This is a genomic window from Pseudoalteromonas sp. SR41-4 (genome assembly GCF_014163985.1).
In the GTDB taxonomy this organism is placed as follows: Bacteria; Pseudomonadota; Gammaproteobacteria; order Enterobacterales; family Alteromonadaceae; genus Pseudoalteromonas; species Pseudoalteromonas rhizosphaerae.
The window spans coordinates 1-26238 of sequence record NZ_JACJEI010000027.1 but is presented as its reverse complement, the minus strand read 5'-3'; the positions used below and the strand labels follow the sequence as shown (position 1 = coordinate 26238).

Here is a 26238-nt window from a genome sequence, read left to right as displayed (position 1 = left end):
TTATTTGAGTGCAAATAACGGTCGGTAAATGTTCGCACAAAATACAGATAACCGCTGGCTAAAATAAGTGTTAGCAAACAACTCGATGTCAATTAGGCTAAGCTTGTTATTCGAATTTTTGATGTTATGATTTTAATTATTCATATTCTGCCCAGATTGATGGAACAGACCCCGCTACTCTTTGTCGAATATTACAGTACTTTATTGCGTTTAAAATTGCTTCTGGGAACTCTGTTGGTAATTGGCTATCATCAAACACCCATACATAATATTCTAATAAAATATTATGTAAAACCCTTATACTAAAATACCAACCTCCTTCAACAGTAACACCAGCTATTTCCTCATGAAATAAATATGAAAACCAACTTGCCTCTAGTCCATCATGCACCTCGCTAATCTTACGCTTATCAGTTGATTTTTGGTCTAATTCAAAGTGTTTACTACCATTTACCAGATCTCTAGTAATATCAAGTACCAAATTCATCTGAACAGGCAACTTACGACGGTTTCGCTTTAATCTACTCATGGAATTTTTTTGGTCGCTTTTCACCCAGTCTTGAAAGAGGTGCCAAGCTGTAGTTAAAAAATTTGTGGCATCACCTACATTCCACTCCTCTTGTAACCTTTTAGCATCCCATAGAAGTTTATTGTAAAAATCTTCACTTGATTCAAAACCGAGTGTGGCACCAGTCCTTCCAGAAATTTTTTTTCCCATTGCCGTAATACACTCCAGAATACTTATTTAAATAATTATAAAATATAAACCACAGCTCAAAGCTGAGCTTCAGCAAAATGCAAATGGACAAACCTGTTATGTTTTTAATGCCCATGCTTTCGCATTAGCCTTTTACATAGGTCATCTAGTTTTTCTCTACTTGTTCTAATATGAGCCTTAGAATCCTCATAGGCCATATGGCCTTTCCCCTCTGGAAGATACTTTTCTTTATGAGCAATTTCTAAAATTGGCATGCGCCATATATAGAAGTCATCTGGTGAAAACTTCTCGGCCCGGAAATAGAGACCGCAAATCATTTGCATTTTGGTAATTGAGTCATTCAGTTTATTAACTGACTCGCTAGGATATTCATAATATCTTTCTGGGTGAACAATATCTTGCTGCGATAGAGCGTCCATCAATTCTCTGCATGCAGAAACATATTCATTGGATGCTGAAAATAGCTCTTCAATTTTTTCAATCAGCAACTCACGCTTAGAACGCCTTGATACAAACCATTGATTAAGTAATACAACAAAAATTGCGACTACCGCGGATATCAGTATGGCAACCAGTCTAGCTTGATCAGACTTATCTACGAATATCTCAATAATCCAATTCAACTCGTAACTCTCCTAGAAACATAACGCTCTCCTAAACAGCGATTAATAATGGGCTAAAATATTGAGCGCAGCAACAATAACCAATTGTTAATTGTCCGAGCGAACTTGAGAGCGAATTGAGGCTCTTTTTAGGCATCGATTTCTGATTCTTTTAGATAAACATTTAAGTTAGACAAATAGTGTTGGTATAGCTCTCGATAAGAGTTAGCTAAAGGTTTCATTAACCCCCAATATTTTTTATTTGCTACATTAGCTTCATTTACTGCAAGATCATAAGGCTCTATACCATCAGTCGAAACGTTTTTATATGCTTGATGCTCTTTGATGCTCGTCATTTTTATTGAGCCAAAATGACTCTTTAGTATTGTTCTAGAATCAATTACGTTATTTGTAATTGCATTCGCTTTTTCAAGTAAAACAGAGTCGTTAGGAAAGTAAATAACCAAACGCTGATAAGATTTAAGTATTTCAGCGACGGCCTTGTAATAGTTAGTTTGATAATCATAAAGAGATTGACCGCCATCCATTGGAAAATCACCAAAATTTACAGCCATAAGTTCATAATGAAATGATGATATTTCATCATAAAATTTTAACAAAGCCGATTTTCTTTCACTTACATAGGATTTGTGTGCATCAGTATTAATTTCAACTTTAGAACGTACTGATTCAATTTTTTCTGTGATATTTTTAATATCCTCTTTTGTCGCTAAATTCTCCGCTTTTTTCTTCATATAATTTGGTAAAAAGGATTTGATTAGCAAGCCAAACAAAAAGGCTATCACAGTATATAGAATTGTTATTTCATTTAACGGCATACTCCAAACTCCTTTTAATGCCTAACAGCTTTATCAGAGGACGCTTTCCGTATTTTAGTGCGAAAACGTCCTTATTTTATGAACTTATACTAATAGCAAATAGTGTAAGTTATTACCAGCTATATACATTATTCTTACTGAAGCTTGTTTAAACATGTGGAAAAGGGGAAAGTTTCCTCTTAGTATCGCTTAGCCAGAGCCAATTCCCCTGACTGACCGGTAATCGCTCATAGCTGTCTTTCAGATGAAATATAAACCTATTTTTCAAAACTATGAGATCAGATATCAGCCACTGTAATTTATGCGTCTTCTTCTTTACTGATCAGATCAACCATGCGTTGACTAATCTCGTCATCGCTGAGGTCTTCTTTATGAGTGCCTATTGTCCATACATGGCCAAATGGGTCTTGTAATGTACCGGCCCTATCACCGTAAAATTGGTCATGTACTGGGCGTATTTCTTTACCACCTAAGGCAACCGCATTAGCAAATACGGCATCTACATCTGCAACGTAAAGCATTAAGCTCACAGGCGTTCCGCCAAGCTCATCAGGGCTTTTAAAATGCGCTTCAGGGCACATATCTGAAAGCATAACATGCGAATCACCAATTTTAATTTCTGCGTGAGCAATCCCACCATCTGGCAGCGGCATTTGCATAATGAGCTGGGCATTAAATACCTTCTCATAATACTCGATTGCTTTTGCTGCGCCGTTAATTATCAAGTAAGGAGTAATTGCATGATACCCCTTTGGTATTGCTGAAACCGTCATTTTACGCTCCAAATGTGTGACCTTATTAAATAAAGGTTAGTCGATATCAGCTGAAAGTCAGCTTTACAAAAATGAAAACTAAATACTCTGGTTTAAGTAATAAAGTGGTTCTAGCCCTTTAAAAATAAATATCTCCCCCAAGGTCTATAAACACAGTGAGCAATTTAGCTATTTTTTGAAGGAGTTAATGATGAGCAAAACATTAATCATAGGCGCAAGTGGCCAGATTGGTAAAATAACGACACAGTTACTACTTAATGATCAGCATCAGGTTGTCGCTCTCGTACGTGATAAAAATAAGTTAAGCGATTTAAATAGTCCCTACCTCAGCGTGACCGAGCAAGATCTCGAGGGTGACTTTAGCCAAGCATTTGCCAGCTGCGAACAGGTAATTTTTGTTGCCGGTTCTGGCGGAAATACCGGCGATGATAAAACATTATTAATTGATTTATGGGCTGCGGTTAAAGCCGTAAATTATGCAAAGCAATATGATATAAAAAACTTTATTATGGTCAGTTCGATTGGCGCAGATGATCCTGATGCAACAGAAAGCGATTTAAAACCTTACTTAGTTGCTAAACATATGGCTGACGAACATCTAATCAATAGCGGCCTAAATTATACTATTGTACGCCCAGGTTCACTTAACAACGACAGTGCTTCATTGCAAATCACCACACAACGGCCAAGTGAACGTAAAGATGCAAAAGTCAGCCGTGAAAACGTGGCAAATGCCTTGTTGCAAGTGGTAAAAACGGCTCCTGGTGACAACCGAATATTTGAGTTATTTGATGCCAATTAAAGCCTGTATCTGGCTGTAATTACAGAAATACCAGGAGCTATAGCAGAATAATTTTCTGTATGCTCCTGCTGTTACTTAGCCTAACAATATTTATTAGTTTGGTGATTCAATGTATTACGCTAAACGTTATAGCGTTGAACTTTATATTGAATTACCAACTAATATTTTGAACACTCTGACCTTAAACCCTGTTTAGTAATCAATATTACTCCTGACTTTAAACAGCACATCGCCAATTTTCAAATCATTATATTTGGGTTGTGCAACCTCAATGTTATCTGCATCAATCAGTGTTTTTAGTAATTTAATTTGCTCGGGATTATCGATAGTCATGTATTTTGATTGCCATTGAGTGCCATCATGCAACCACAGATTAGCTTCAGTAGAGTGATTCGTTTCATCTATAAATACATAATCGAGTTGTTCATCTTGATTTAAATCTATGGCGATAAAATAAAATGAATGACTTTTAAGCGGTGTCCAGCGGTTGAAATGTAAGCTCTCGAATACAGCCTGAATTAACTCATCCGAAAACACCTGCCGCCTAGGCCAAAACATCGAGTGCGTAACAAACTCTGTTATTGATGTTTGCTCGGCTAAAGCCTCAAACTCTGGATTATCTGGGTTGACATACATTCGCTCAATGATCATTGCTTGCTCTGGATGAATACTCTGAATTTGCGCTTGTAACTTTTGCATTGCAAGATAGCCTTGGCGTCCTAAATTACTTGAGAAGTAATAATAATCAAATTCTTCAATACTCACGTCACCTTCATTTAAGCGCGCGATTTGACTCTCGGTAGATAAACGCTGAAAATTCAAAACTGGCGAGTTCACTAGTAGCATAAATATTAAAATCACTACTCCCATCACAATATTAACTTTGCTTTGCACTTGTTGCCATGCATCGCGCTTTTTAACGATCCCGACTAAATACCCAAATGAAAAACACGCAAGTAAAAGACACACTAAAATAGCCCAGCAGCGACCCACCGTGATCCCGTATTGTTCAACTCTAAGCCAAATGCCATAAGCGGCAATCACACTGTAAATTGGTAATAAAGCAATACCAAAAAATACTAACCTATGTATTACAATTTTATAAGGTCGCTGATCAGCAGCGTATTGATAAACCGTATTCACAAAAAATAAAGTGAGTACCTGTAACCATAAAACTAACGAGCTACCACTGCCTGTTTGCCATAATTTATCTAGCCCCGTAAACGGTAGCGTCGCTAAAAAGCCTAAAGAAATAACCGTAAGTACTGGCAGTAAAAACTTAATCAAGGTTTGCAATAAAAATGAGATGTTATCTTCTATATGCATAACCCCTCTAAAGATCACCGTGGCAAAACCGAACGCTAAGGTTAAAGTTGGGATCCAAAACCAGTCTTTTTTGAGTAGCTCAGAGAAAAATGTAATCTCTAACGCATTAAATAGCGCCGCTCCTAACTGCAAAATTCCCCAGAAAATTAAAACGAATAACCAACACTCTGCAAATAAAATAAAGTTACGCCATGAGAGCTTGAATAATTGGCTATAACTAATTGCTTCATTATCAATCAGTTGTTGGATATACATAAGTGCTTTAAAGCTGGCAATTAAGGCTGTGAATATAAAAATGGCCGTTAAAGCATCGTTATTAACCAGCGCAATAGGGTATTGCTGAGCACCAATATAAGCACCAAGGAGTGATAACAACAGACTAAATGGTAACAAGTAACTAAGCAGTTTTTTAATATTAGCTTGCTCTACAGCAAGTAAAGTCAGTAGCACAAAACTAATGGTAAAAGTAACTAAAGAAAACAACCAAACTGGCTCTGTCGCAGGCCATAGCTGATTTTCAACACTACGATATAACAAAGTAAGAACAATGCCTTGCACTAAGGAAAGTACAAAAATAAAAGGTTTAGGTAGTTGATTATCCATATCTATCACTCAGGTTTTTCATCAGTGTGCGATAAATGTACCTTTTATTCAATGATGATTACATTTTCAAGTAAAAGTCTTTACATAAAGCTATATACTCATCGCTATATTGAGCCCCTTGACCATGAATCGTTAAGCTGGTCAGCTCGCATTCTTGCATCTGATAAGCAAAGCACATTAAGCTCCTACTCGGCGCTTTAGTGGCAGTAGTTTGTACTAAACAATGGCGCACTAAATACAAACCTTGTAATTGCGCTTGTGCAATAAACAACTGCGCTTCTGGGCAAGGTAGGATCACATTTAAAAAAGCATTTTGGTGACTAAGGTGTTTGAATGCAGTGATTAACTCACTAAAACTTAAGCTATCTGTATGACGTGCGGTATTACGAGCTAAGTCCTGCCCTTTTAAACTGGCATTAAAATACGGAGGGTTACTGATCACAACATCAAACTCAGTTGTGGTGGTTACTTGCTGAATAGCTTTTTGCATCAGTGTAATATCTGGCCATGGGCTATTTGTAAAATTTTGCTGCGCATCAGCACATGCATTGGCATCAATTTCAACAGCATTAACCTGCATAGTTGGTTTGCGTTGCTTGCACATTAATGCCAACAACCCAGTACCTGTGCCAATATCAAGTAACCGCTGTGAAGTAGTTAAGTCAGCCCATGCACCGAGTAAAATTCCATCCGTCGAGACCTTCATCGCACTGCGCGTTTGCGCTACTTTAAATTGTTTAAACACAAAGCCTGACATTTTTTCACCTTTTCATTCACCAACTGGCGGATAGCGCGTATAATTACCAGCAATTGTCCTCTATTTTTGACACTCTATGCAATTTTCTGATTTTGATATTGATAACAAGATACTACAAGCCGTTGCTAAAATGGGTTACGAAACCCCAACTAGCATTCAACAACAAGCGATCCCTGAAGCGCTGCAAGGCCGTGATATTTTAGCCTCTGCACCAACCGGTACTGGTAAAACAGCGGCATTTTTGATCCCGGCGATTCAATACTTACTTGATTTCCCGCGTCGCGAGCCTGGTTTTGCCCGTGTTTTGATCATGACTCCAACGCGCGAGTTAGCTTATCAAATTCATGAACAGTGTGAACTACTTGCTAAAGGCACTAACCTTAAAATTGGTGTTGTTACTGGCGGTATTAACTACGGTACGCATAAAGAAATTTTTGAAAAAAATAACGATATATTAATCGCCACACCAGGGCGATTAATGGAATATTTAGAAACCGAAAACTTTCATGCCGAAAACGTCGAGATGCTTATTTTAGACGAAGCAGACCGCATGTTAGACATGGGCTTTCGTAAAGAAATGATGCGTATTTGCGAAGAAGCAAAAAATCGTCGTCAGTGCTTTTTATTCTCAGCCACTCTTGAAGGCGATAGCGTTGAACGATTTGCAGAGCAAATTTTAAAAGATCCAGCCCTATTAGAAGCTGAATCTTCACGTAAAGAAAAAGCTAAAATCCACCAATGGGTACACATTGCTGATGATTACAACCATAAATTAGCAATGTTGGTTGAAATACTAAACAGTGAAGACTTAAGCAAAGCTATTGTGTTTGTTAAAACCCGTGATCGCCTAGAAACATTAGTCGGCGAGCTGACCAATGCTGGGGTGCGCGCAGCCTGGTTACGTGGCGAGATGCCACAAGACAAACGCATGAAGGCAATGGAAAATTTCCACAGTGGCCGTACAAGAATATTAGTTGCGACTGATGTTGCCGCCCGCGGTATTGATGTGGCTGATATTAGTCATGTAATCAACTTTGATATGCCACGCACAGCAGACGTGTATGTTCACCGTATTGGCCGCACTGCTCGCGCAGGTAAGAAAGGCATTGCAATTTCGTTAGTAGAAGCCCATGACATTGCAGTATTAGCCAAAATTGAACGCTACATTGAGCTGCGCCTTAAACGCCGTGTTGTTAAAGGATTTGAGCCGCGTCATAAAGAAGCTAAAGCGCCAATCAAAAAACATAAAGATCCGGTAAAAATCAAAGCCCGTAAAAAGGCCAAAGCTAAAGCCAAGAAAAAGAAATAATTCATCTGCTTTAACGCTACACAAAAAGCCGAGATTTATCATAGTCTCGGCTTTTTACATTCAGTTTTACCTACTCGCAGTAAGTTATTAAACCCTCTCATAGCAGTCATGCAAATTAGTTATCTTGTGATCCCCATTTAGCTTGCTCATTACAAACTTGCAGCTACGACCATCACTTAACAAAAAATATATTGCATCGCTATAGCTGAGCTGCGCTAAACAGCAACTACAAATCTAAATTAGTTAGCTAATCGCCGTACTTTTTACTCAGTTGAATGTAAAAAATTCCAAAAACATTACCTAAACTTAAAACATCCCTTAAATTTCAATACGTTAAAGTTGGAATAAATATTGTAACAGTAAGCTTACTATTCACTAAACACATACAATAGATGTTATGAGGGAAATCATGGACCGCTTCAAATTAACTGTATCATTGGTATCACTTTGCTGTGTATTTTTACTCGCCTGCGCAACGCAAGTCAGTGCAGCCACTAGTACAATTATGATCAGCAGCGTTTCTCCTCAACCAACACTACAACAGACTATAATTCATAAACTGCGTAGCAATCCAAACCTAAACCTCTCGCAACTGCGAGTACACGTTGATGGCAACAAAGTAGCCATTTATGGTCTAACCGAAACCGGCTTTGAACGCGCACTGGCACAAAAGTTTTTAGAAAACACCCAAGGTGTGGCAATTATTGAAAATAAAATGCAGGTTAAAGTAGCTAGATAGAAGATTAAAAATTGATTTGCAAGGCTCTACTATTTAAAGACAAGATAAGCATTACTGTGCTTGCTCAACATATAAAAACATCACCAACACACCGCAATGCACAATAAGGTATTTAATAGAAATAGAACTGCTTTGTTGTGTTATCGCTAGTGCAATTAAACTCACTGCTGAGTTTAATTGGCAATTTTATGCGTTTAACACAAATGTGAGAAACACTAATCTACAGATGAATTTTTATGATTTACTCAACTGCTTTAATTTTAACGATACCAAACTTAATGAGGCCAAAATATCCGATCTCGGCAGCTACCACTACAGGCAGAACTATTTTTAACCAATAGTTTGGTGAACCGTAAAACATCGCCAGTATAGTCACTGCAATAGATGAAATAATTAGGGCTGCAATACCGCCACTAACCTTATCAATTCGCACTGGCTCCTTACAATTTGAGCACTTTACTTTCAAGGGATTCATGGTGTTTAAAACTGCCATAAAAGAAATACTGGCACTACAATTATTACACTTACTCATTACTAACTCTCAGTTGGTTTAATAAAGAAATCTTTGGCATCGCTAAAATACAAAGCCCATGCAGCGAACAATGGATATATAGCTTTATTTATAATATTTGAAAATGAAAAAACAGCGTTACTTTCTAATGAAACGATAAGTGAATCACCCGCATATAAAAATACGTAAAGAAAAACTACAGAGAAAAACAAATGTAATCCTTTTGAATTTCTTTTAAATATTTGCCACATAGCAATTATTTGGATCGTAACAGCAATTGACCAAATAACTAAACTGATAATACCTAAAGTTGGGTCATCAGAAATAAACACCAGTAAAGCTGATGCGATAAAAGGCCAAAGACCATAACAAAAGAAACAAAGGATAACTGTTCCATAAACCATGATTTCTTTCATCCAGATACCTTAATTCCCTTTAAAATATATTGCCGCGCGCAACAGCGAACAAATCTACGTAGAGGAGTGATTGTCTAGCCCAAATGACATAGTTAACTAACTCATTGTATACAATTTAATAATGCCTAAGTAAGTTATATTAAACCACTCAACTTATAGCACTTATACATTATTTAAAAGCTAACGAGTATTTAGAATTACTCTTTCTATTCAAACATCAAAAAAGAACTAACTTTATTTACATTCAATCACTTAATCAAGCATTAATAGTAAATCGTAATTAGATAACTGTTTATCTAATTTGCAGATACGCAAAGTTACTAATGACCATAAAGCTCAAAATTCATTTTGGCAATAATAGCGACTTACAAATCCCAGCTAAACGCATACTTATGGTTTAGCTGGGATTTATCTGTAATAAAATTAGAAATTGCGTATTTCTACCGTTGAATTATTAAACTCAAATTTATTAATTTTGCCGCATTGAGCAACATGATTAGTACTAGCATAAGGGGGGTTTGCTTGCGCGATATTGCCCTCCCAGCCCTGACCATTTTTAATAAACGCTTTTACCTCAAACCATCCATTAACCGCTTTGCTGCAATCCATATCAACATCAAGCAGCCAATAATGTTCACCCCAAATATTCAGTGGTGTAACACCAAATCCATCATTAGCAACGGTTTTTTCTGCTCCCCAAGTTGCTGGCCAAATATTAGTTGTCCAATCGGTTGCGGTCCCTTGCGCCTCAATACTTTGGCCCGTTTCAATACCATACCAATCTAGGTAATTATCGTTTGCTTTCCAAGGACTGGTAGTGGCACTTTGCAAATTATTATGGCGAATTGGCATAGCACATTCAAAGTTGCTTGTTTGGCAGTTACGCCCAAGGTTTGTGTTTGCATAAACATGGTCAATCCCGCCGCGAATAAACATATCTTGGCCAGTTTGCGTTTGTGCGTTAATAAATATCACAGTTCGCTGCCAATCACTCTGAGGATCAGGGGTTGAGTTAGTGTTTAACTTGGCATTTTTATGAATAGCCATTGCATCCCACGCGGCTACATTTAAGTTTATAGTGCCATTTGCATTAACAGTAATAACTTCACCAGTACAACTTGTTGCATCATTAGTCAGCGCTCCTTTTAGCACGTTACAGTATTGCCCTGGAGCCATATCTGTTTGCACGGTAGTATTGAGTGTTGAGCCTTCTTTATTAATGGCAACATGACCTGAACTTCCTCTACCAAAGGCTATTTGATTGTTAGTATTATCCCACCAATTGGTTGTTGCCCAGTTATCAGCCGTATTATTTCTAAAATCTACGCCACCTGCAATGTATGCCCAACGATGCTCACATTGCCAATTACTCGCAAAGCATTCTAAATTACCGTTATTATGCACAGGTACGCTTGGACCACCAGCATCTGTGTCACCATGATAGTCGTAACTAGACATTACTTTTGGATAACCATACGGGTAAGCCAACATAAATACGTTTGCTAAGTCGTACAAGCGGCCATCTTCAAAGGTAATTACATTACCGGCACCACCATGACCGCGTTGATTATCATGATTATCTACAAATACTACAGCTGATGCACTTGGCATAAACCCCCACCCTTCACCAAAATTACTTAACCATGCGAGCGAGCCATTTCTAAAGGTATTGCCAAGTTCAGTGCTGTATTTAAACTCCGTAACTAAACCTGACGCTAAATACTCAGAGGCACCAACAGCCTCGCCACCTTGATCAATTACTTCTTGAAAGACCACTGGCGAGCCATTCACTTTCGCCATTAAACTTTGAATATCACTGGCTGCAACATGTTTAGAGGCATCAAACCGAAACCCCTTAACACCAATGGCTTGTAATTCATTAATGTAAGCCGCTAATGTGTTTTGGACATACGTTGCAGCGGTATCTAAATCTGCTAGTCCAACTAACTCACAGTTTTGTACTCGGTAACGATCGTTGCCGTAGTCAGAGCCATTAATGGTGCAACTGGTGTGAAAGTCTTGTGGGCTATAAATTGGGTATTATTTATTACCATAGGTATTACCAGCGGTACCTGTACCACTGCCTGCAGCCATATGATTGATTAAAGTATCTACATAAATATCAACGCCAGCGGCATTACAGCGATTAACCATATCAATAAACTGCTCGCGGTTACCGCCTCGGCTTTGCAATAGGTAACTGACAGGTTGATAACGCGTCCACCATTGGCTGCCTTGTATATGTTCATTAGGCGGCGATACCTGTACCGCTGCATAGCCTTTAGGTCCTAGGTATTGTTCACATTCGAGGGCTACATCTTGCCAGTTCCATTCAAATAGATGGACGAATGTTGTTGGTGTTGCATTTGCAATCGACGTAGCACTTAGGGCAATGCTTAGCCCAATAGTGGTTACTATTTTTTTAATTTTCATTGTGTGTTCCGTTGTGTTGTCAAGTAATAGGCATTCTGAATTTACAAAAAATTAACAATGGAGAGGTTCTCACAAAATGGAAATTGAATACGTATGCAATCAAAAATTCAAAAACACCATCGATTATGGATGCTTAGCCAAATGCAGTGGCACGAGTGTATCGCTAACTTATTCTTTGTGTGTTGGAGTGTTTATTAACGGGCAGTACAGAGCGGTAAAAACTAGTATACGGTTTTATCTTTATTACGAAATCTTGAAGTTTGGGGTTAGCTTTTTCAGACTGCAGTTTGCTCTACAAAGTGATTATTTATGTTGCGCGTTTTTGCGATTTTGGCATTCATTAAGAACCTGCAGCTTTTGTGCAGGGCTTGCACTGTGCCACGCGAGAATTTCATCAAGGGTTCTAAAGCAACCGATACAGGTATCGTTTTTATCCAAACAACAATGCCGAATACATGGGCTACTTGGTTCTTCATTGCTCACTTTAATGTTATTCATTAATTTTACCTTCGACTTTACTTATTAGACACTAGCCTTAGTTTTAGCTCGTGTCTAATAAGTGCAGTAGATAATCGGCTAGCGATAACTAAACTATGACCACTGCCTTTTACTTGTTTTGATGCTTCGCCATAAATGGTTGCAGTCTTTCAAGCAGTAGGCCTTGTTTTAACTGCCCTTCTTGCATACCTAACTGCGCACCTATTTGCATCAATTCTGGTGATTTAGCTAGAAATTTTTGCCCTGTGGGTGTTTCATAAAAGGCGGTTAACTCATTGATTTCTTTGTCAGTGAAATTCTCTGAGTAGACTTCAACCAATTCAGCTAAAATTGCTTGCTGATCAAAATCATACTTAAACCAATCTCGGTAAATATTTTTCAGCTCTTCTTTCGCCGCTGCATCCAATTTTAACTGTGCCGCCATTTGCTCAATAACCGGCAACATAGCTTCAAAACCACCGGTCATCTGCTTATCCATGTCCATTACTGAGAACATTCTTTCAACTGGACTGGTTGCTTGCTCTTCTGCATAACTGAGGTTGGTTAATATTAATAGTGAAAACGCACATATTGATAGGAGTTTTTTCATTGTAATTTCCTTATACAGGGATAAATAAACATGCACTTATCTTACTCTTATTGTTGCTGTCTATCAGTAGAAAACTTAATACTGGTAAATATGCGCAAATCAACAACTGTATTACCAGCTGTAAATTTGTGTAAATTAGCACTATCAACAGGTAAATATTACCTGTTGATATAATAAGCCTAGAACCATTTATTGTTCTGAGTGCTGGCGCTTTTCAGTGATCATCGCATCGAGTTTTTCACCGCCTTTAATACCAAAATCAAGGGTGCGAATTGGGAATGGAATACTAATATCAGCGTCACTTAGCGCTTGTTTGACTGCCACAATTGCTTTATGGCGTACGGTCATAAAGTCTGCCTCGCCGGGGTATTTTATCCAAAACCACACCAGTAAGTTGACACTACTGTCGCCAAACCCTTCAGCATAAACAGCGGTTTCGTCTTGTTTAATTACAAAATCAAATTCATTGATTTTTTTAACTATCACCTCAGCTGCCAGCTCTGGGTCATCACCATATGAAATGCCCACCGGCACTTCAATGCGGCGTACACCTAAGGTACTGTAATTACGTAATACATTACGAAAAAGTATTTTGTTAGGCACTAAAATCAATTGCCCATAAAAGTTTTCGATGAGCGTGTTGCGCAAATTTATTGAGCGCACATTGCCAAACACATCATCGGTTTTTATAACATCGCCTGTTTTAAACGGTTTGCGAATACCCATAGCAATACCAGCGATTAGGTTCTCTGTCATATCTTGAAAGGCAAAACCAATTGCTAGACCAACAATCCCAGCACCAGCCAGTAATGACGTTACAGTGCCTTTTAGCCCTATAAAATCGAGGGCAACAAATAACCCAACACACAGTACTATCATCTTGAATATCGATGCCATTAAGTCTGCAATTTGTTGGGAGTCTAACGAGCGGCGTAAAACATTGCGCATCATCGAACCTAAAAAACGCGCGAGAATTGAGAAAACAATGGCGATGATCACCGCCACTATAAAATTAGGTATATGACTTATTACGACATCAAACCAGCCACCGAGTTTTTCTTCAATAAGTTTTTCGGCATCGCTGATAGAAGGTATTTTTAGCATTGCTTAACCTTGATTATTTTATAAATAGTGTCAGGTTATTGCAAAATAAGCGCCAAAACTAAAAAGCCATGCATTGCATGGCTTTTAAACAGATTAATAACTAGTTTTGTTCATCTCTTAGAAATACTGGCTCCAGCTCTTTTTGGGTCGCTTCGCTACTGTAGTAGTAACCATCAACAGTAAACTTTTTTAAATCGCTTAACTGGGTAACTTGATTCTCAATAATGTAGCGAGCCATCAAGCCGCGCGCTTTTTTTGCATAAAAGCTGATAATTTTATATTGGCCGTTTTTACAGTCTTTAAAGTGTGGAGTAATGATTTGCGCGTTTAAGGCTTTTTTATCAACCGCTTTAAAATACTCGTTTGATGCTAAATTTACTAGATATTGGCTATCTTGCTCAGCGAGTACGCTATTTAGTTTATCAGCAATAATACTGCCCCAAAATTCATAGAGGTTTTTACCACGGCTGTTATCAAGCTTAGTGCCCATTTCTAAGCGATACGCTTGCATTAAATCAAGTGGTTTTAATAATCCGTAAAGGCCTGACAAAATACGTAGGTGACTTTGCGCGTAATCAAGTTGCCCGGCAGTTAAGCTGTTTGCATCTAAACCACCATATACATCGCCATTAAAAGCCATCACAGCTTGTTTAGCGTTGTCGGTAGTAAACGGTTGCGACCATTCACTAAAGCGCGCAGCATTAAGGCCTGCAAGCTTATCGCTAATTTTCATTAAACTGCCAATTTGTGCCGGCGTTAATTCGCGGCACACCGTCATCAACTCTTCGCTGTGCTCAAGTAACTCAGGTTGCGTGAATTTATCAGTGCTTGCTTGGCTCTCGAAATCTAAATTTTTTGCAGGTGAAATAACAGTGATCATAGTTAGCTATTGACTTGGAAATTATTTAATGTCAATTTCAACATTAAATGAAACGAAAAGCACGTTTTGTTTATATCAATTAGTTAGAATTGATTGGTATGATACCTACCTTATTAGCACAGCAAATTATGCTATGCACCTTCGTTCTTCACTGATACGGACATAAGACCTATTAAGCGCTGTCACAGTGCTGCAGTATAAGGTAGTTACAGTAGATTTTCTTTTAACTTGCTTGGAATGAGGAAAGCAAATGACTTCAGCTCTACAAAGGCTCAAACAACATTCATCTATCGTGGCCGACACTGGTGATATTGAAGCGATTAAAAAACACCAACCGGAAGATGCAACAACTAACCCTTCATTGCTATTAAAAGCCAGTGAAATTGAAGCCTATAAGCCGTATTTAGATAAAGCGTGGAGTTATGCTAAAGAAACCGAGCAAGACGCTGCTAAACAATTAGAACTAGCCTGTGACTACTTTGCTGTATTACTAGGTAAAGAGATCAGTGACATTGTGCCGGGTTATATTTCAACAGAAGTTGATGCGCGTTTATCATTTGATACTCAAGCAACAATTGCTAAAGCACACACATTACTAAGCCTTTATGAAAAAGAAGGTGTGAGCAAAGATAAAATCTTAATCAAAGTTGCCTCAACGTGGGAAGGTATTAAAGCCGCAGAGCAACTTGAAAAAGAAGGTACTAAGTGTAACTTAACGCTGCTATTTAGTGATGCTCAAGCCCGTGCTTGTGCAGATGCTAACGTATTTTTGATTTCACCATTTGTTGGCCGTATTTTAGATTGGCACGTTGCTAACGGCTTAGAAAAACCAACCGATCCATTACAAGATCCAGGCGTGCAATCAGTACGCAGTATTTTTGAATTTTATAAGCGCCATGATTATAAAACGGTTGTTATGGGCGCAAGTTTCCGTAACACCGGTGAAATCATCGCACTAACTGGTTGCGATAAACTAACCATCAGTCCTAACCTTTTAGAAGAGCTAGGCAACCTTGAAGGTGCACAGGAGTATTTACTTGAAAGTGATATTGCTAAAGAGCCTAAACCGGCACCACTAACTGAAGCTCAGTTCCGTTGGTTACATAATCAAGATGCCATGGCGACAGAAAAACTAGCTGAAGGTATTCGTTCTTTTGCTGATGCACAAGAGCAACTAGAAGCACGTTTTAAAGCAATGTAATCGCTTTTATCGTTTAAATTAAACGTCGCATTTGCGGCGTTTTTTTATGCCTGAAAATAATCTCTATTCATTAATTTATCACTTACCTGTAACATAAATGTCACTTTTTTATTCTATTTTAGTGTGGCCTGTGGTATAGGTATTTTCGAGGTTCAAAAAATTCAATAGGAGAAGTTCATGGATAGCCTAGACGATATTTTAGAGATATTAGAAGGTCCTGATACAACAAGAAAGACCTCTCAAAAAAATAAAAAGAGAAAATGGCGCGAAATCGAAGCTTTAAAAGACAAGCAACGTTTACGTAAAGAACTACAGGAACTAGACTTTTTTACAGACAATATTGCGATTGATGAATTAGATTTTTAATTTCGCAATAGCTACTAACCAACTAAAAGGCCCTTACCGATAAAGTAAGGGCCTTTGTTTATATCAGTTAACGTATATTCTGCGCAGGATAACCTAGCATCTACAATTCCTAAACTTGCCAATCGATCGCTGTTTGCCCTTGCTGTGTTAATAACTGATTGGTTGCGGAAAAATGCTGGCAACCAAAGAAGCCACGATGCGCAGACAACGGCGATGGGTGCGGGCCATTTAAAATATGGTGACGCGTACTATCAATGCCTTTACCTTTCTTTTGTGCGTGAGCACCCCATAAAATAAATACCACACCTTCACAGTGTTGATTAATATGGGCAATAACCTTATCGGTAAACTGCTCCCAACCTAAGTGTTTATGGGAATGGGCTTGGCCTTGCTCAACAGTCAGTACGGTATTAAGTAAAAACACCCCTTGCTCTGCCCAGCGTTGTAAATAACCGTGCGTAGGCACGCGAAAACCATCGATATCTGTAGCCAGCTCTTTATAGATATTTTTTAATGAGGGGGGAAGTTTACCAACCTCTGGTAATACCGAAAAACACAAACCATGTGCTTGTCCTTCGCCGTGGTAAGGATCTTGTCCTAAAATAACCACTTTTATATTACTTAACGGTGTTGCATCAAATGCACTAAATACATACTGCTCTGGCGGATATACAGCAATACCTTCGCTGCGCTTTTGAGCAACTGTATCCAACGTCTGCTGCATATAAGTTTTTGCACATTCGGTTTTTAAAAAGTCTTGCCAATCACTCATTGTGCCTCCTTAATTGCAACGCGTGAATCATCTATTTTAGTACACATATCAGCAAGACCATCCAACATACGCGTGGTAAAACGGTGTAGTAAATCAGCATTGACGCTAATAAACTGGTGGTGCTTTACCGCGGGTACTTCGGGCCATTGTGTCCAATCAATCACAGTTTGCTGCGCTTGTGACTTCTCATTAGGCAATATAATTATCTCTGGTTTTGCCACGATCACATTTTCAATACTTATCAGAGGGTAATCAGTTCGGCTGCTAGCAAATACATTACGACCTTGGCAAATTTCGATTAACTGATTGATCCAGGTATTTTTACCCACCGTCATCATCGGTTCTGCCCATAGCTGGTAAAATACCGCGACCTTACTTTTACCTTGCTGCTTGGCTTTGATTACAGCAATTTTTTGCTCAAATTCAAGTGCGGCTTGCTCGGCTGATTGCTCACGTCCAGTAAGCTCACCTAAACGGCGCAGTTCATTGGGTACTTTATCTACTTCACTGGCGTCACTGTAAATTATATCAATACCAAAACTTTTAATACGTGCTAAATCCTCAGCTTTGCTACCCGTTTTCCATGCTAAAACTAAATCAGGTTTGAGGGCCAGTAGCTTTTCTATTTGAATACCTTGGTGACCACCGATACGTGGGATATCATTGGCCGCAGCAGGGAAATCAGCATATTCCACGGTTCCCACGATTTGCTCACCAGCGCCGATGGTATACAGGTTTTCAACAATATGCGGGGCCAAGGCGATAATTCTTAATTGCTGCTTGTTAGGATCAGCCACGAGCTTAAAGCAGCACAGAGCCAGCGATAAAACGAGTACAAGCCTAAGCGTAGCCATTAATAATCAAATCCTATTTGCGCTTTAACACCAGCATCAAATGCATGCTTAACATTGCGCACTTCACTAACAGTATCAGCTAAGTCAGTTAACTTGCGATGCGCACCACGGCCAGTAATAATTAAAGATTGCATTGGCGGACGATTAGCGATCACTTCGAGTGCTTCGTCTAAATCAATGTAGCCGTAGGTGATCATATAAGTAATTTCATCAAGTAATACTAAATTAATTGATTCGTCAGCCAACATACGTTTTGCTTCTTGCCAAGTCGCTTGCGCCGCTGCGGTATCTGATTCTTTATTTTGCGTCTCCCAGGTAAAACCTGTGTTCATAATGGCAAATTCAACCCCTGCGCCTTGCAATACATTACGCTCACCACACGGCCAAGTACCTTTAATAAACTGGCACACAGCAGCTTTCATGCCATGGCCTACACAACGTGTTACCGTGCCAAACCCTGAGGTTGATTTACCTTTACCGTTACCGGTGATCACCTGAAAAACACCTTTCTCAGTTTGTGCTGCGGCTATACGCTCATCAACTTTATCTTTTACTTTTTGTTGGCGTTGTTGGTGCTTGTCGTTATGCGTGTCGCTCATGATTAACTCCTTCCCAGTTTTGGTAAATTTGCGTTATTTTGTCTAAATCTAAATGTTCTTTACACATCGTGGCTAAGCGCGTTAATTGCTGCTCGCGATGTGTGTCTATATCTATTAATTGGGTAATACCACTATTTGGCAATACCCAATCCAGTATTAGTTGCGTAGCTGCACTGCTATCAAATAAGCCATGTAAGTAAGTACCTGCTATACAATCATCATCTGATATAAAGCCATCTTGCCTAACATGCTGTGGATGCTGAGTAAATTGTAAAAAAGGCTTTTTAAATGCTGGGCCAGCGCTGCAACCAGCGTGTATTTCATAGCCTGCGACTTTTGCTTGTTGACCGCCAAGATGGATCACACCAGCAGCTTGAGTTAGTACTTTATGCTGCCCTAAGTGAGTGGCAAAATCAGCAAGCCCTAAAGCTTTACAGTGTGTTTTACTTGATTCCACACCCTCAGGGTCATAAATATCTGTGCCGAGCATTTGCAAACCTCCGCAAATACCTAATAACTTACCGCCATAACGCAAGTGACGCTGAATCTGCTCGCCCCAGCCTTCATTGTTTAAAAAGGCTAAATCATTAATAACATTTTTACTGCCAGGAATGATGATCAGATCAACGTGTGGAATTGCTTGAGTATGGCGAATGTAATTAATGTCAATTTGCGGGTTTAAACGCAGCGCATCAAAATCAGTGTGGTTACTAATATGAGGAAGTAGCAATACTGCGATTTTTATTTTTGCTTGGCTTACTTGATTATCTATCGCTACCGCGTCTTCAGCATCGAGGGCGAGATCATGTAAATACGGCAACACCCCTAAAACTGGTTTACCGGTGTACTCTTCAAGCCAATCAAGGCCACCTTGCAATAAGCCTATATCGCCACGAAAACGGTTGATCACAAAGCCTTTTACTCGGGCTTGTTCTGACTCGCTTAATAGCGCAAGAGTACCGACCAAATGCGCAAACACACCGCCTTTATCTATATCTGCAATAATGATCACGGGGCAATCAACCGCTTCGGCGTAACCCATATTAGCAATATCACCCGCACGTAGATTAATTTCAGCCGGACTGCCCGCACCTTCAACTACCAGTAGCTCAAACTCTTCGCTTAAACGCTGTTGCGAAGCCAGTACCGCATCCATCGCGACTTTTTTATAATCATGATAAGCACCTGCTTCCATATTACTAATGGCTTTACCGTGAATTATCACTTGAGCGCCAGTATCACTATTGGGCTTGAGTAAAATGGGGTTAAAATCAACCCGTGGCACCACTTTAGCTGCAATCGCCTGAAGTGCTTGCGCACGACCTATTTCGCCGCCATCTTCTGTTACAGCGCTGTTTAAGGCCATATTTTGCGGTTTGAATGGAGCAACTTTGATCCCGCGTTCAACAAATACCCGGCACAATGCTGCAACTAAAGTACTTTTCCCTGCATCAGAAGTCGTACCTTGTACCATTAATGTTTTCATCATGACTGCCCTTTCAGTGTTAAGGCAAGACCTGCCATTATAAATTCAACTCGCGCAGCTTTTGCGGCAATGGCTTGATGTAACCAGCCTGATTCATCTACAAACCGGCGGCTTAGCTCGCCCAGAGGCACAATACCGTGGCCAACTTCGTTACTGACAAAAATCACTTGCCCCGGTAAATTTTCAAGGGTATTTAGTAGTGCTGATTTCTGTTCATCCCAACAATCACTTGTGGCGTGACATAAACAGTTACTTAACCATAAGGTTAAGCAATCAACTAAAATACAGTTATCTTTGCTGCTGTGTGTTTGTAACGCCTCAGCCAATGCAATTGGCTCCTCAACTAACGGCCAATCTACAGGGCGCTGTTGTTGATGATGGACTATACGATCTTGCATTTCAGTATCGTGGGCTTGCGCCGTTGCGAGGTAAATAACGCTTTTATTGCTTTGCTGTGCAAGCTGTTCAGCAAAGCGGCTTTTTCCACTGCGTGCGCCGCCTAAAATAAATGTGTGGTTAGCGTTCATAATACACTCACGAAAGTTAAGTAAATGGCAATTTCACTTAGCTGCTGCGCCGCACCTAAACAATCGCCAGTGTAACCACCTAACTGCTGTTTAAACCAGCGGATCAAAATGACTCTTAGGATCAGTAATACTGCTACAAGAATGAATACGGTTTGCCATAACAATACACCAACAGCAATCAAGCTAACCAGTAAAGTAGCGGCGGTTACAAGTAACGTAACTAAACTAGTGACCGATAGGTGCATAGCAAGCGGCTTTACTTTTGAAGTCGCATCCTCACTTACATACTCCATCCCCATAATTAAACTGGTTGCCACAACTCGGCTTACACATTGCCCGATAACAATTGCACTCAATACAGTAATCAATGACTCACTAAGAAAGAGTAGGCTTTGAAATTTAACCAGCAGCATAATAAATAATGCCGCTGCACCATAAGTACCAAGACGACTATCTTTCATAATGGCAAGCTTTTGCGACACCTGCCAACCACCGCCAAAACCATCCCATACATCGGCCCAGCCATCTTCATGAAATGCGCCTGTTAATAACAACCCGACCGCCATCATTAGTAATACACTTATTGATGCTGGTAACAGTAATTGAAAAACGCCGTAGCTGAGTGCTAATAATCCACCAAGCAGTAAACCCACTAAAGCAAAATAGCGACTTGCTTGATTTAAATGAGCACCGCTTACATTAAAGCGCAACTGCACCGGTAGCCGGGTTAAAAAGCTAATTGCTAATAACAGTAACTGCCATTGCGTTACTTTATTTGCCTCTGGGTTAGGCATTAACTGACAACCTGCTTAACACCAGCATCAGCAAAACTAGCCATCTGATTATAAAAACCAAGTGCGGCTTGCAATAATGGTAAACTTAACGCAGCGCCAGTGCCTTCACCCAAGCGTAAATCAAGTTGCAGCAGTGGCTTAACATCGAGTGCGTTTAACATCAGTCGATGGCCTTGCTCATTTGAGCAATGTGCAAAAATTAAATAATCTTTCACTGCTGGGTTAATATTAATTGCGGCCATTGCCGCAGCACTACAAATAAAGCCATCAACTACTACAGCCATGCCTTGCTCAGCCGCAGCCAACATAGCTCCCGTAATATGCACAATTTCAAAGCCACCTAACGCTGCAAGTAGTGAAATAGGATCTGCTAAATGTAACTGATGCAATACCAGCGCTTGCTCTACAACTGTTATTTTACGCGTAACAATATCATCACTAACACCCGTGCCTTTGCCAACACACTGCTGTGCAGGTAAATTCAGCATAGCTGCCATAATCGCTGCTGCACTGGTGGTATTACCTATGCCCATTTCGCCAAAGGCAATTGTATTACAACCACTATGACTGAGCTGTTGCACCAGCAGTTTAGCATTATTAAAGCCTTGCTGTACCTGCGCGGTATTCATTGCCATGTCTGTATTAAGTGGCTTTGTTATACTTCCTAGACGGCAATTATGGACACTTGGCGCTGTGACTGGATGCAAAATACCACAATCAATCACTTCTAATTGCCAACCTAACTGTTGGCAAAAGACATTAATAGCGGCACCACCGCTGACAAAATTAGCTACCATTTGTGAGGTGACATCACTGGGCGCTATCGATACCCCTTGTGCAGCAACACCATGATCTCCTGCAAATACCAGCAAAGTAGGCTTATTGATTGCAGGTGCAAAGGTTTTAAAAGCATCTTCGCTTGCCACTTTTTGGCTAAACAAAGTAACCAGTTGTATTGCACATTGTTCTAACTGTCCAAGTGCACCAAGCGGTTTAGTTTTTTGGTTAATCTTATCAATGATGAGGTGACCAAATTGATTAGTTACTGTGGGTATATTAAACATCTGACTAACTCTCTCGCTTGCGAAAATAAAGTAACGATAAAAAGAAAATACTGCCTATTGCAGAAGTAATAACACCGATTGGCAATTCTTGATTTGCAAGTAAAACACGCGATAGCACATCAACCCACACCATAAATATACCGCCAACTAAAGCCGTCATGATCAAACCAGTAATAGTGCCTTGCGACACAAAAAACCGTACTATATGCGGGATCATCAAACCAACAAAACCAATACCACCACACATCGCAACTAACACTGCAGTGATCAATGAGCTCAATACCAACATTAATAACCGAAACCGCTGTACCGGTATTCCTAAAGTTGCAGCACTTTCATCACCTAGTAACATTGCATTTAGTTGCCGACGAAAACCCATCATCAGCCCGGTGCAACTAATAATAACTAAAGCGGGTAACCATAACGTTGACCATTGTGCGCGAGCAAAGCTGCCTAGCGTCCAAAATAAAATAGCCGTGATCGCCTGTGGATCACTAAAATACAAAAGTAAGCTGGTAAAGGCACTGAATAAAAAGGATAAAGCGACCCCAGCCAAGAGCATGCTTTCAACCTGTCCGCGACCTGCTCGTCCGGCAATAAAAACCAGTAATAACATAGTCAATAAACTACCAAAAAATGCCGCGGCCGACATTGTTATTCCCGCGCTGACTCCTGTTAGTGTCATAAAACATACCACACCAAATGAGGCTCCCGATGAAATACCAAATAAGTAAGGATCGGCTAACGGGTTACGGGTTACGGTTTGTAAAATTAAACCAGCAATAGCTAGACCAGAGCCAGCTAAAAACGCCAACAATGTTCGTGGCATTCGCAGTTGCCATATGATCCGCGCTATAAAGGAGTCATCTCCCTGACCTATAATACTGTGGTATACATCAATAAATTTACTGGCCGCAGCACCAAAGCTAAGTGCTATAAAAATGCTCGACAAGGCAAAAAATAGCGCCACGCTGACTGCAAAATAATTATTTTTTTGCATCAACGCCACCACCTTGATAGCCGTAAAAATAGGTAATACGCGGAATGACCTTATTTAATTGTTTACTCTGTGGATGCGCCGAGACTTCGGCACAGACACCAAATACTTCGCTAAGCATTTCTTCCGTGATGACGTATTCTGGGCTACCCGTTGCAACTAACTTACCTTGCTTTATCACCAGTAGTTCATCACACATACTGGCTGCAAGATTAAGATCATGGAACGACGCTAATACCGTTACATTTAGCGATTTAGCCAACTCCATTAATTGAATTTGATATTTAATATCTAAGTGGCTGGTAGGCTCGTCCATAATTAATAATTGAGGGCTTTGTACAATTGAACGTGCTATCAATGCGCGTTGCTTCTCGCCACCGGAAAGGGAATCAAACGATTGCTGTAAATGATGGCTCAAGCCAACTTGCTCAATCGCCTGAAAAATAATTTGTTGATCATTTTTAGTTGTCGAACTAAATAAGCTTTTATGCGGCGTAAGGCCAAGACTCACTACATCATAAAGCGATAGATTAAATTGCGAAGGTGTTTCTTGCAGCACCACAGCAACCTGCTTGGCATATTCATCCGCACTTAGCTGCCAAATATTTTTCCCTGCAAATATAACCTCACCGCACACTGGTTTAGTGTAACGGTATAAACAACGCAATAAACTTGATTTACCTGCGCCATTAGGCCCTAACAAACCGATAAACTGGCCTGGTTTTATTGCAAAATTAATATCGTGCAAAATGGCGGTATTTGCCACCGACCACGATAAATTAGCTACTTCAAGTAAAGGGGGATCAATTACTGCTGGTATTTGCAATGTGTTATCTCTCTAGCAATAGCTAAACCCAATACACTACAAACCATTATGATCATGGTGATAATAGAAGAGTTAGCCCGCTCAATAGGTAATAAATTAACGTATTTTGTATCTGACTTATCGCGCTTGCGACTTACAGTTGCGGGAACAGTTGAGGAGTTACACCCCATTCCAAAATACATAAGGCTCTATTATGGGCGGGTGAGTAAATATTTCAATTAATATCTTTCTAGACGGCTAAAAATAGTCTTTTAAAACACAATTCTGGGCCATGCTTTATCGCTATCATCTATGTAAATATCAATACAAATAAGCTTCCCATAACCGATTGAAAATATGTTTTGCTGATTCGACTCTTTTGGTAACTGACAAATAATACCTAATAGTTGCTTGATCACTCCGGCATGCGTTAAAACTAATTGTGCTTGAGTGTGATTACTTGCAATATCAATTAGTAACGTTTGCCACCACGTTGCTATTCGCTGATAAAAATCTCTCATACTTTCGCCATGAGGAGGAGTTACTTGCCAAGGGCTTTGCCAAAAATCGCCAAGACTAGGAGGATCCGTCTGTTGCCACAAATCATCATATTTACAGCCATCCCAATCACCAAAATTAAACTCTCGGAGCTGATCGGTCAGAAAAAGTGGTATTTGCTGGGCATGGCTAAAAGATCTGGCAAATTCGCTACAACGTTTCAAAGTCGAACTTTGTACAAGCTCAATATTAGTTAGCTCATTGCACGCTTGATGTAATTGCGCACGGCCAAGTTCACTGAGTAAAAAATCTGTCTGTCCGGCCAAGACTCCTTGCTCAATCAATTCGCCATGGCGTAATAAATAAACGCGACTAGAAAATGGCGGCATAAAACCCTCTTACATTAAAGAAAAGTACTTTTAACAATAGCATAATGGTCATCCTAAACGGATTAAGCGCACATCAAAATGTAGAACGGCATTAGCTCCTATTTTTCCACCATTCCCCTTGCGTCCCCACGCCAGCTCTGCAGGAATTACAAATTCATAGCGAGAACCAACCGACATCAATAAAATACCTTCTCGTAATCCTTCGATTGCCTCATCTAAGGTAAATACTTCAGGCATTCCAGCTTTATAACTATCAGCTATTACGCTGCCATCAGCAAGCATAATACGCTGATTGATGACCACGGTATCTGTGTCAGTTACTCGCACACCAGAGATCTCATCTATTACTTTATACATCAAACCAGAAGCACACAGTTGAGTATCAGCATGATTACTAAATTTAACTATGAAGCTTTCACTGTTTTTACGATTGAGTCCTGATGAACCTTTTGATTTAGTTGTTTTTTTACGTGCCATGAAGCCCCACTATTTGTATGATAAATATAATAATCTTATCGCATAGGTAGAGGCCTAAACGCAAGTTTTATAGTGAGTTTGCGAGTTTTTCAAAACAATAAAATGATCTTAATGATTGGCGCTGTCTTTGCCCGCCAGCATAATCTCACTGCTAAATCACTTTCCTGCAAACGTAAAAAAGCCCGACTATTTCTAGTCGGGCTTTCTTTAATTAGATCCTGGCAATGTCCTACTTTCACATAGCAAATGCTACACTATCATCGGCGCTGTTTCGTTTCACTACTGAGTTCGGCATGGGGTCAGGTGGGTCCAAAACGCTATTGTTACCAAGAAAATTCTTTTCAATTTTCTTATTTTAATTATTAAGTTTTAAGTCCTTCGACTAAATTTGGAGCCTGGCAATGTCCTACTTTCACATAGCAAATGCTACACTATCATCGGCGCTGTTTCGTTTCACTACTGAGTTCGGCATGGGGTCAGGTGGGTCCAAAACGCTATTGTTACCAAGCA

Annotated in this window: 28 protein-coding genes, 2 rRNA genes, 1 pseudogene and 1 riboswitch; of the genes and pseudogenes, 5 read left to right on the top strand and 26 right to left on the bottom strand. The window is 39.7% G+C overall.

Features of this window, described 5'->3' with window-relative positions; all coding sequences use genetic code 11:
- Window positions 1-136 precede the first annotated feature (136 nt).
- The 4 genes from H5180_RS18075 to H5180_RS18060 all read right to left on the bottom strand — a co-directional run bounded on the left by H5180_RS18075 (window position 137) and on the right by H5180_RS18060 (window position 2932).
- Window positions 137-718 carry a hypothetical protein gene (locus H5180_RS18075; protein WP_182758772.1) on the bottom strand — a complete coding sequence of 194 codons (582 nt, stop codon included), beginning with the start codon at window positions 716-718 and terminating at the stop codon, window positions 137-139.
- A gap of 104 nt (window positions 719-822) precedes the next feature.
- Window positions 823-1341 carry a hypothetical protein gene (locus H5180_RS18070; protein WP_182758771.1) on the bottom strand — a complete coding sequence of 173 codons (519 nt, stop codon included), beginning with the start codon at window positions 1339-1341 and terminating at the stop codon, window positions 823-825.
- A 128-nt stretch (window positions 1342-1469) separates the two neighbouring features.
- Window positions 1470-2159, bottom strand: a complete 690-nt coding sequence (locus tag H5180_RS18065; protein ID WP_182758770.1) for a hypothetical protein — start codon at window positions 2157-2159, stop codon at window positions 1470-1472.
- 299 nt (window positions 2160-2458) lie between these two features.
- Window positions 2459-2932, bottom strand: a complete 474-nt coding sequence (locus H5180_RS18060) for a VOC family protein (protein ID WP_310736508.1) — start codon at window positions 2930-2932, stop codon at window positions 2459-2461.
- Window positions 2933-3122: 190 nt separating this feature from the next.
- Between H5180_RS18060 and H5180_RS18055 the strand changes: the two genes are divergently transcribed.
- Entirely contained in the window at window positions 3123-3734 is a 612-nt protein-coding gene (locus tag H5180_RS18055) for an SDR family oxidoreductase (RefSeq protein ID WP_145237715.1), read from the top strand.
- Window positions 3735-3926: 192 nt separating this feature from the next.
- Here H5180_RS18055 and H5180_RS18050 read toward each other — a convergent pair whose 3' ends face one another.
- A complete protein-coding gene (locus H5180_RS18050; RefSeq protein WP_145237718.1) occupies window positions 3927-5663 on the bottom strand; it encodes a DUF4153 domain-containing protein in 1737 nt (578 codons plus the stop codon).
- Between the two features lie 58 nt (window positions 5664-5721).
- Window positions 5722-6420, bottom strand: coding sequence for a tRNA1(Val) (adenine(37)-N6)-methyltransferase (locus H5180_RS18045; protein ID WP_145237721.1), 699 nt, complete (start codon window positions 6418-6420; stop codon window positions 5722-5724).
- A gap of 76 nt (window positions 6421-6496) precedes the next feature.
- Here H5180_RS18045 and srmB point away from each other — a divergent pair, with 76 nt between their 5' ends.
- Together srmB and H5180_RS18035 are read left to right on the top strand one after the other, a co-directional pair.
- Window positions 6497-7729: an ATP-dependent RNA helicase SrmB gene (gene srmB, locus H5180_RS18040; RefSeq protein ID WP_145237725.1), complete on the top strand. Its 1233-nt coding sequence runs from the start codon at window positions 6497-6499 to the stop codon at window positions 7727-7729.
- Between the two features lie 409 nt (window positions 7730-8138).
- Window positions 8139-8468, top strand: a complete 330-nt coding sequence (locus H5180_RS18035; protein WP_145237728.1) for a BON domain-containing protein — start codon at window positions 8139-8141, stop codon at window positions 8466-8468.
- 241 nt (window positions 8469-8709) lie between these two features.
- On the opposite strand, the gene H5180_RS18030 is transcribed toward H5180_RS18035, so the two are convergent.
- From H5180_RS18030 to yaaA, 7 genes and pseudogenes are all read right to left on the bottom strand, one after another.
- The gene (locus H5180_RS18030) at window positions 8710-8901 is read right to left on the bottom strand and encodes a hypothetical protein (protein WP_145237732.1); all 192 of its coding nucleotides are present in this window, start codon (window positions 8899-8901) and stop codon (window positions 8710-8712) included.
- 101 nt (window positions 8902-9002) lie between these two features.
- Entirely contained in the window at window positions 9003-9395 is a 393-nt protein-coding gene (locus tag H5180_RS18025) for a hypothetical protein (RefSeq protein WP_182731847.1), read from the bottom strand.
- A 423-nt stretch (window positions 9396-9818) separates the two neighbouring features.
- Window positions 9819-11828 (bottom strand): annotated as a pseudogene (locus H5180_RS18020) (alpha-amylase family protein).
- A gap of 303 nt (window positions 11829-12131) precedes the next feature.
- Entirely contained in the window at window positions 12132-12326 is a 195-nt protein-coding gene (locus tag H5180_RS18015) for a DUF1289 domain-containing protein (protein WP_145242920.1), read from the bottom strand.
- Between the two features lie 109 nt (window positions 12327-12435).
- Entirely contained in the window at window positions 12436-12915 is a 480-nt protein-coding gene (locus H5180_RS18010) for a DUF2059 domain-containing protein (protein WP_182758768.1), read from the bottom strand.
- A 189-nt stretch (window positions 12916-13104) separates the two neighbouring features.
- Entirely contained in the window at window positions 13105-14019 is a 915-nt protein-coding gene (locus tag H5180_RS18005; RefSeq protein WP_145242916.1) for a mechanosensitive ion channel family protein, read from the bottom strand.
- A 100-nt stretch (window positions 14020-14119) separates the two neighbouring features.
- Window positions 14120-14899 (bottom strand): peroxide stress protein YaaA, encoded by a 780-nt coding sequence (yaaA, locus tag H5180_RS18000; RefSeq protein ID WP_145242914.1) that lies wholly within the window; start codon window positions 14897-14899, stop codon window positions 14120-14122.
- Between the two features lie 250 nt (window positions 14900-15149).
- On the opposite strand from yaaA, the gene tal reads away from it, so the two are divergent.
- Together tal and H5180_RS17990 are read left to right on the top strand one after the other, a co-directional pair.
- Window positions 15150-16100 (top strand): transaldolase, encoded by a 951-nt coding sequence (tal, locus tag H5180_RS17995; RefSeq protein ID WP_145242912.1) that lies wholly within the window; start codon window positions 15150-15152, stop codon window positions 16098-16100.
- Window positions 16101-16277: 177 nt separating this feature from the next.
- Window positions 16278-16466, top strand: coding sequence for a DUF3545 family protein (locus tag H5180_RS17990; protein ID WP_145242910.1), 189 nt, complete (start codon window positions 16278-16280; stop codon window positions 16464-16466).
- Window positions 16467-16575: 109 nt separating this feature from the next.
- On the opposite strand, the gene ung is transcribed toward H5180_RS17990, so the two are convergent.
- The 13 genes from ung to rrf (H5180_RS17925) form a co-directional block, all read right to left on the bottom strand.
- A complete protein-coding gene (gene ung, locus H5180_RS17985; RefSeq protein ID WP_145242908.1) occupies window positions 16576-17238 on the bottom strand; it encodes a uracil-DNA glycosylase in 663 nt (220 codons plus the stop codon).
- Complete coding sequence (locus H5180_RS17980) at window positions 17235-18092, bottom strand: cobalamin-binding protein (protein WP_145242907.1); 858 nt, start codon at window positions 18090-18092, stop codon at window positions 17235-17237. Before H5180_RS17980 ends, ung begins: the two co-directional genes overlap by 4 nt.
- Window positions 18092-18691: a cob(I)yrinic acid a,c-diamide adenosyltransferase gene (gene cobO, locus H5180_RS17975; RefSeq protein ID WP_145242905.1), complete on the bottom strand. Its 600-nt coding sequence runs from the start codon at window positions 18689-18691 to the stop codon at window positions 18092-18094. Before cobO ends, H5180_RS17980 begins: the two co-directional genes overlap by 1 nt.
- On the bottom strand, window positions 18675-20177 hold the full coding sequence (locus H5180_RS17970; protein WP_182758786.1) for a cobyric acid synthase: 1503 nt from the start codon (window positions 20175-20177) through the stop codon (window positions 18675-18677). Before H5180_RS17970 ends, cobO begins: the two co-directional genes overlap by 17 nt.
- Window positions 20177-20704 (bottom strand): bifunctional adenosylcobinamide kinase/adenosylcobinamide-phosphate guanylyltransferase, encoded by a 528-nt coding sequence (gene cobU, locus H5180_RS17965; RefSeq protein WP_145242903.1) that lies wholly within the window; start codon window positions 20702-20704, stop codon window positions 20177-20179. The genes H5180_RS17970 and cobU overlap by 1 nt, the downstream gene beginning before the upstream one ends.
- The gene (locus H5180_RS17960; protein WP_149983398.1) at window positions 20701-21498 is read right to left on the bottom strand and encodes an adenosylcobinamide-GDP ribazoletransferase; all 798 of its coding nucleotides are present in this window, start codon (window positions 21496-21498) and stop codon (window positions 20701-20703) included. The genes cobU and H5180_RS17960 overlap by 4 nt, the downstream gene beginning before the upstream one ends.
- The gene (gene cobT, locus H5180_RS17955) at window positions 21498-22562 is read right to left on the bottom strand and encodes a nicotinate-nucleotide--dimethylbenzimidazole phosphoribosyltransferase (RefSeq protein WP_182758767.1); all 1065 of its coding nucleotides are present in this window, start codon (window positions 22560-22562) and stop codon (window positions 21498-21500) included. The genes H5180_RS17960 and cobT overlap by 1 nt, the downstream gene beginning before the upstream one ends.
- 4 nt (window positions 22563-22566) lie before the next feature.
- Window positions 22567-23562: an iron ABC transporter permease gene (locus tag H5180_RS17950; RefSeq protein ID WP_182758766.1), complete on the bottom strand. Its 996-nt coding sequence runs from the start codon at window positions 23560-23562 to the stop codon at window positions 22567-22569.
- Window positions 23549-24385 (bottom strand): ABC transporter ATP-binding protein, encoded by an 837-nt coding sequence (locus H5180_RS17945; RefSeq protein ID WP_220493145.1) that lies wholly within the window; start codon window positions 24383-24385, stop codon window positions 23549-23551. The genes H5180_RS17950 and H5180_RS17945 overlap by 14 nt, the downstream gene beginning before the upstream one ends.
- Before the next feature lie 85 nt (window positions 24386-24470).
- Window positions 24471-24596, bottom strand: a riboswitch (cobalamin riboswitch).
- A gap of 40 nt (window positions 24597-24636) precedes the next feature.
- Window positions 24637-25251, bottom strand: coding sequence for a histidine phosphatase family protein (locus H5180_RS17940; RefSeq protein ID WP_182758765.1), 615 nt, complete (start codon window positions 25249-25251; stop codon window positions 24637-24639).
- A 48-nt stretch (window positions 25252-25299) separates the two neighbouring features.
- The gene (locus H5180_RS17935; RefSeq protein ID WP_145242894.1) at window positions 25300-25728 is read right to left on the bottom strand and encodes an FKBP-type peptidyl-prolyl cis-trans isomerase; all 429 of its coding nucleotides are present in this window, start codon (window positions 25726-25728) and stop codon (window positions 25300-25302) included.
- Window positions 25729-25944: 216 nt separating this feature from the next.
- Window positions 25945-26059 (bottom strand): 5S ribosomal RNA (gene rrf / locus H5180_RS17930).
- Between the two features lie 62 nt (window positions 26060-26121).
- A 5S ribosomal RNA gene (rrf, locus tag H5180_RS17925) occupies window positions 26122-26236 on the bottom strand.
- Between the last annotated feature and the right edge of the window lie 2 nt (window positions 26237-26238).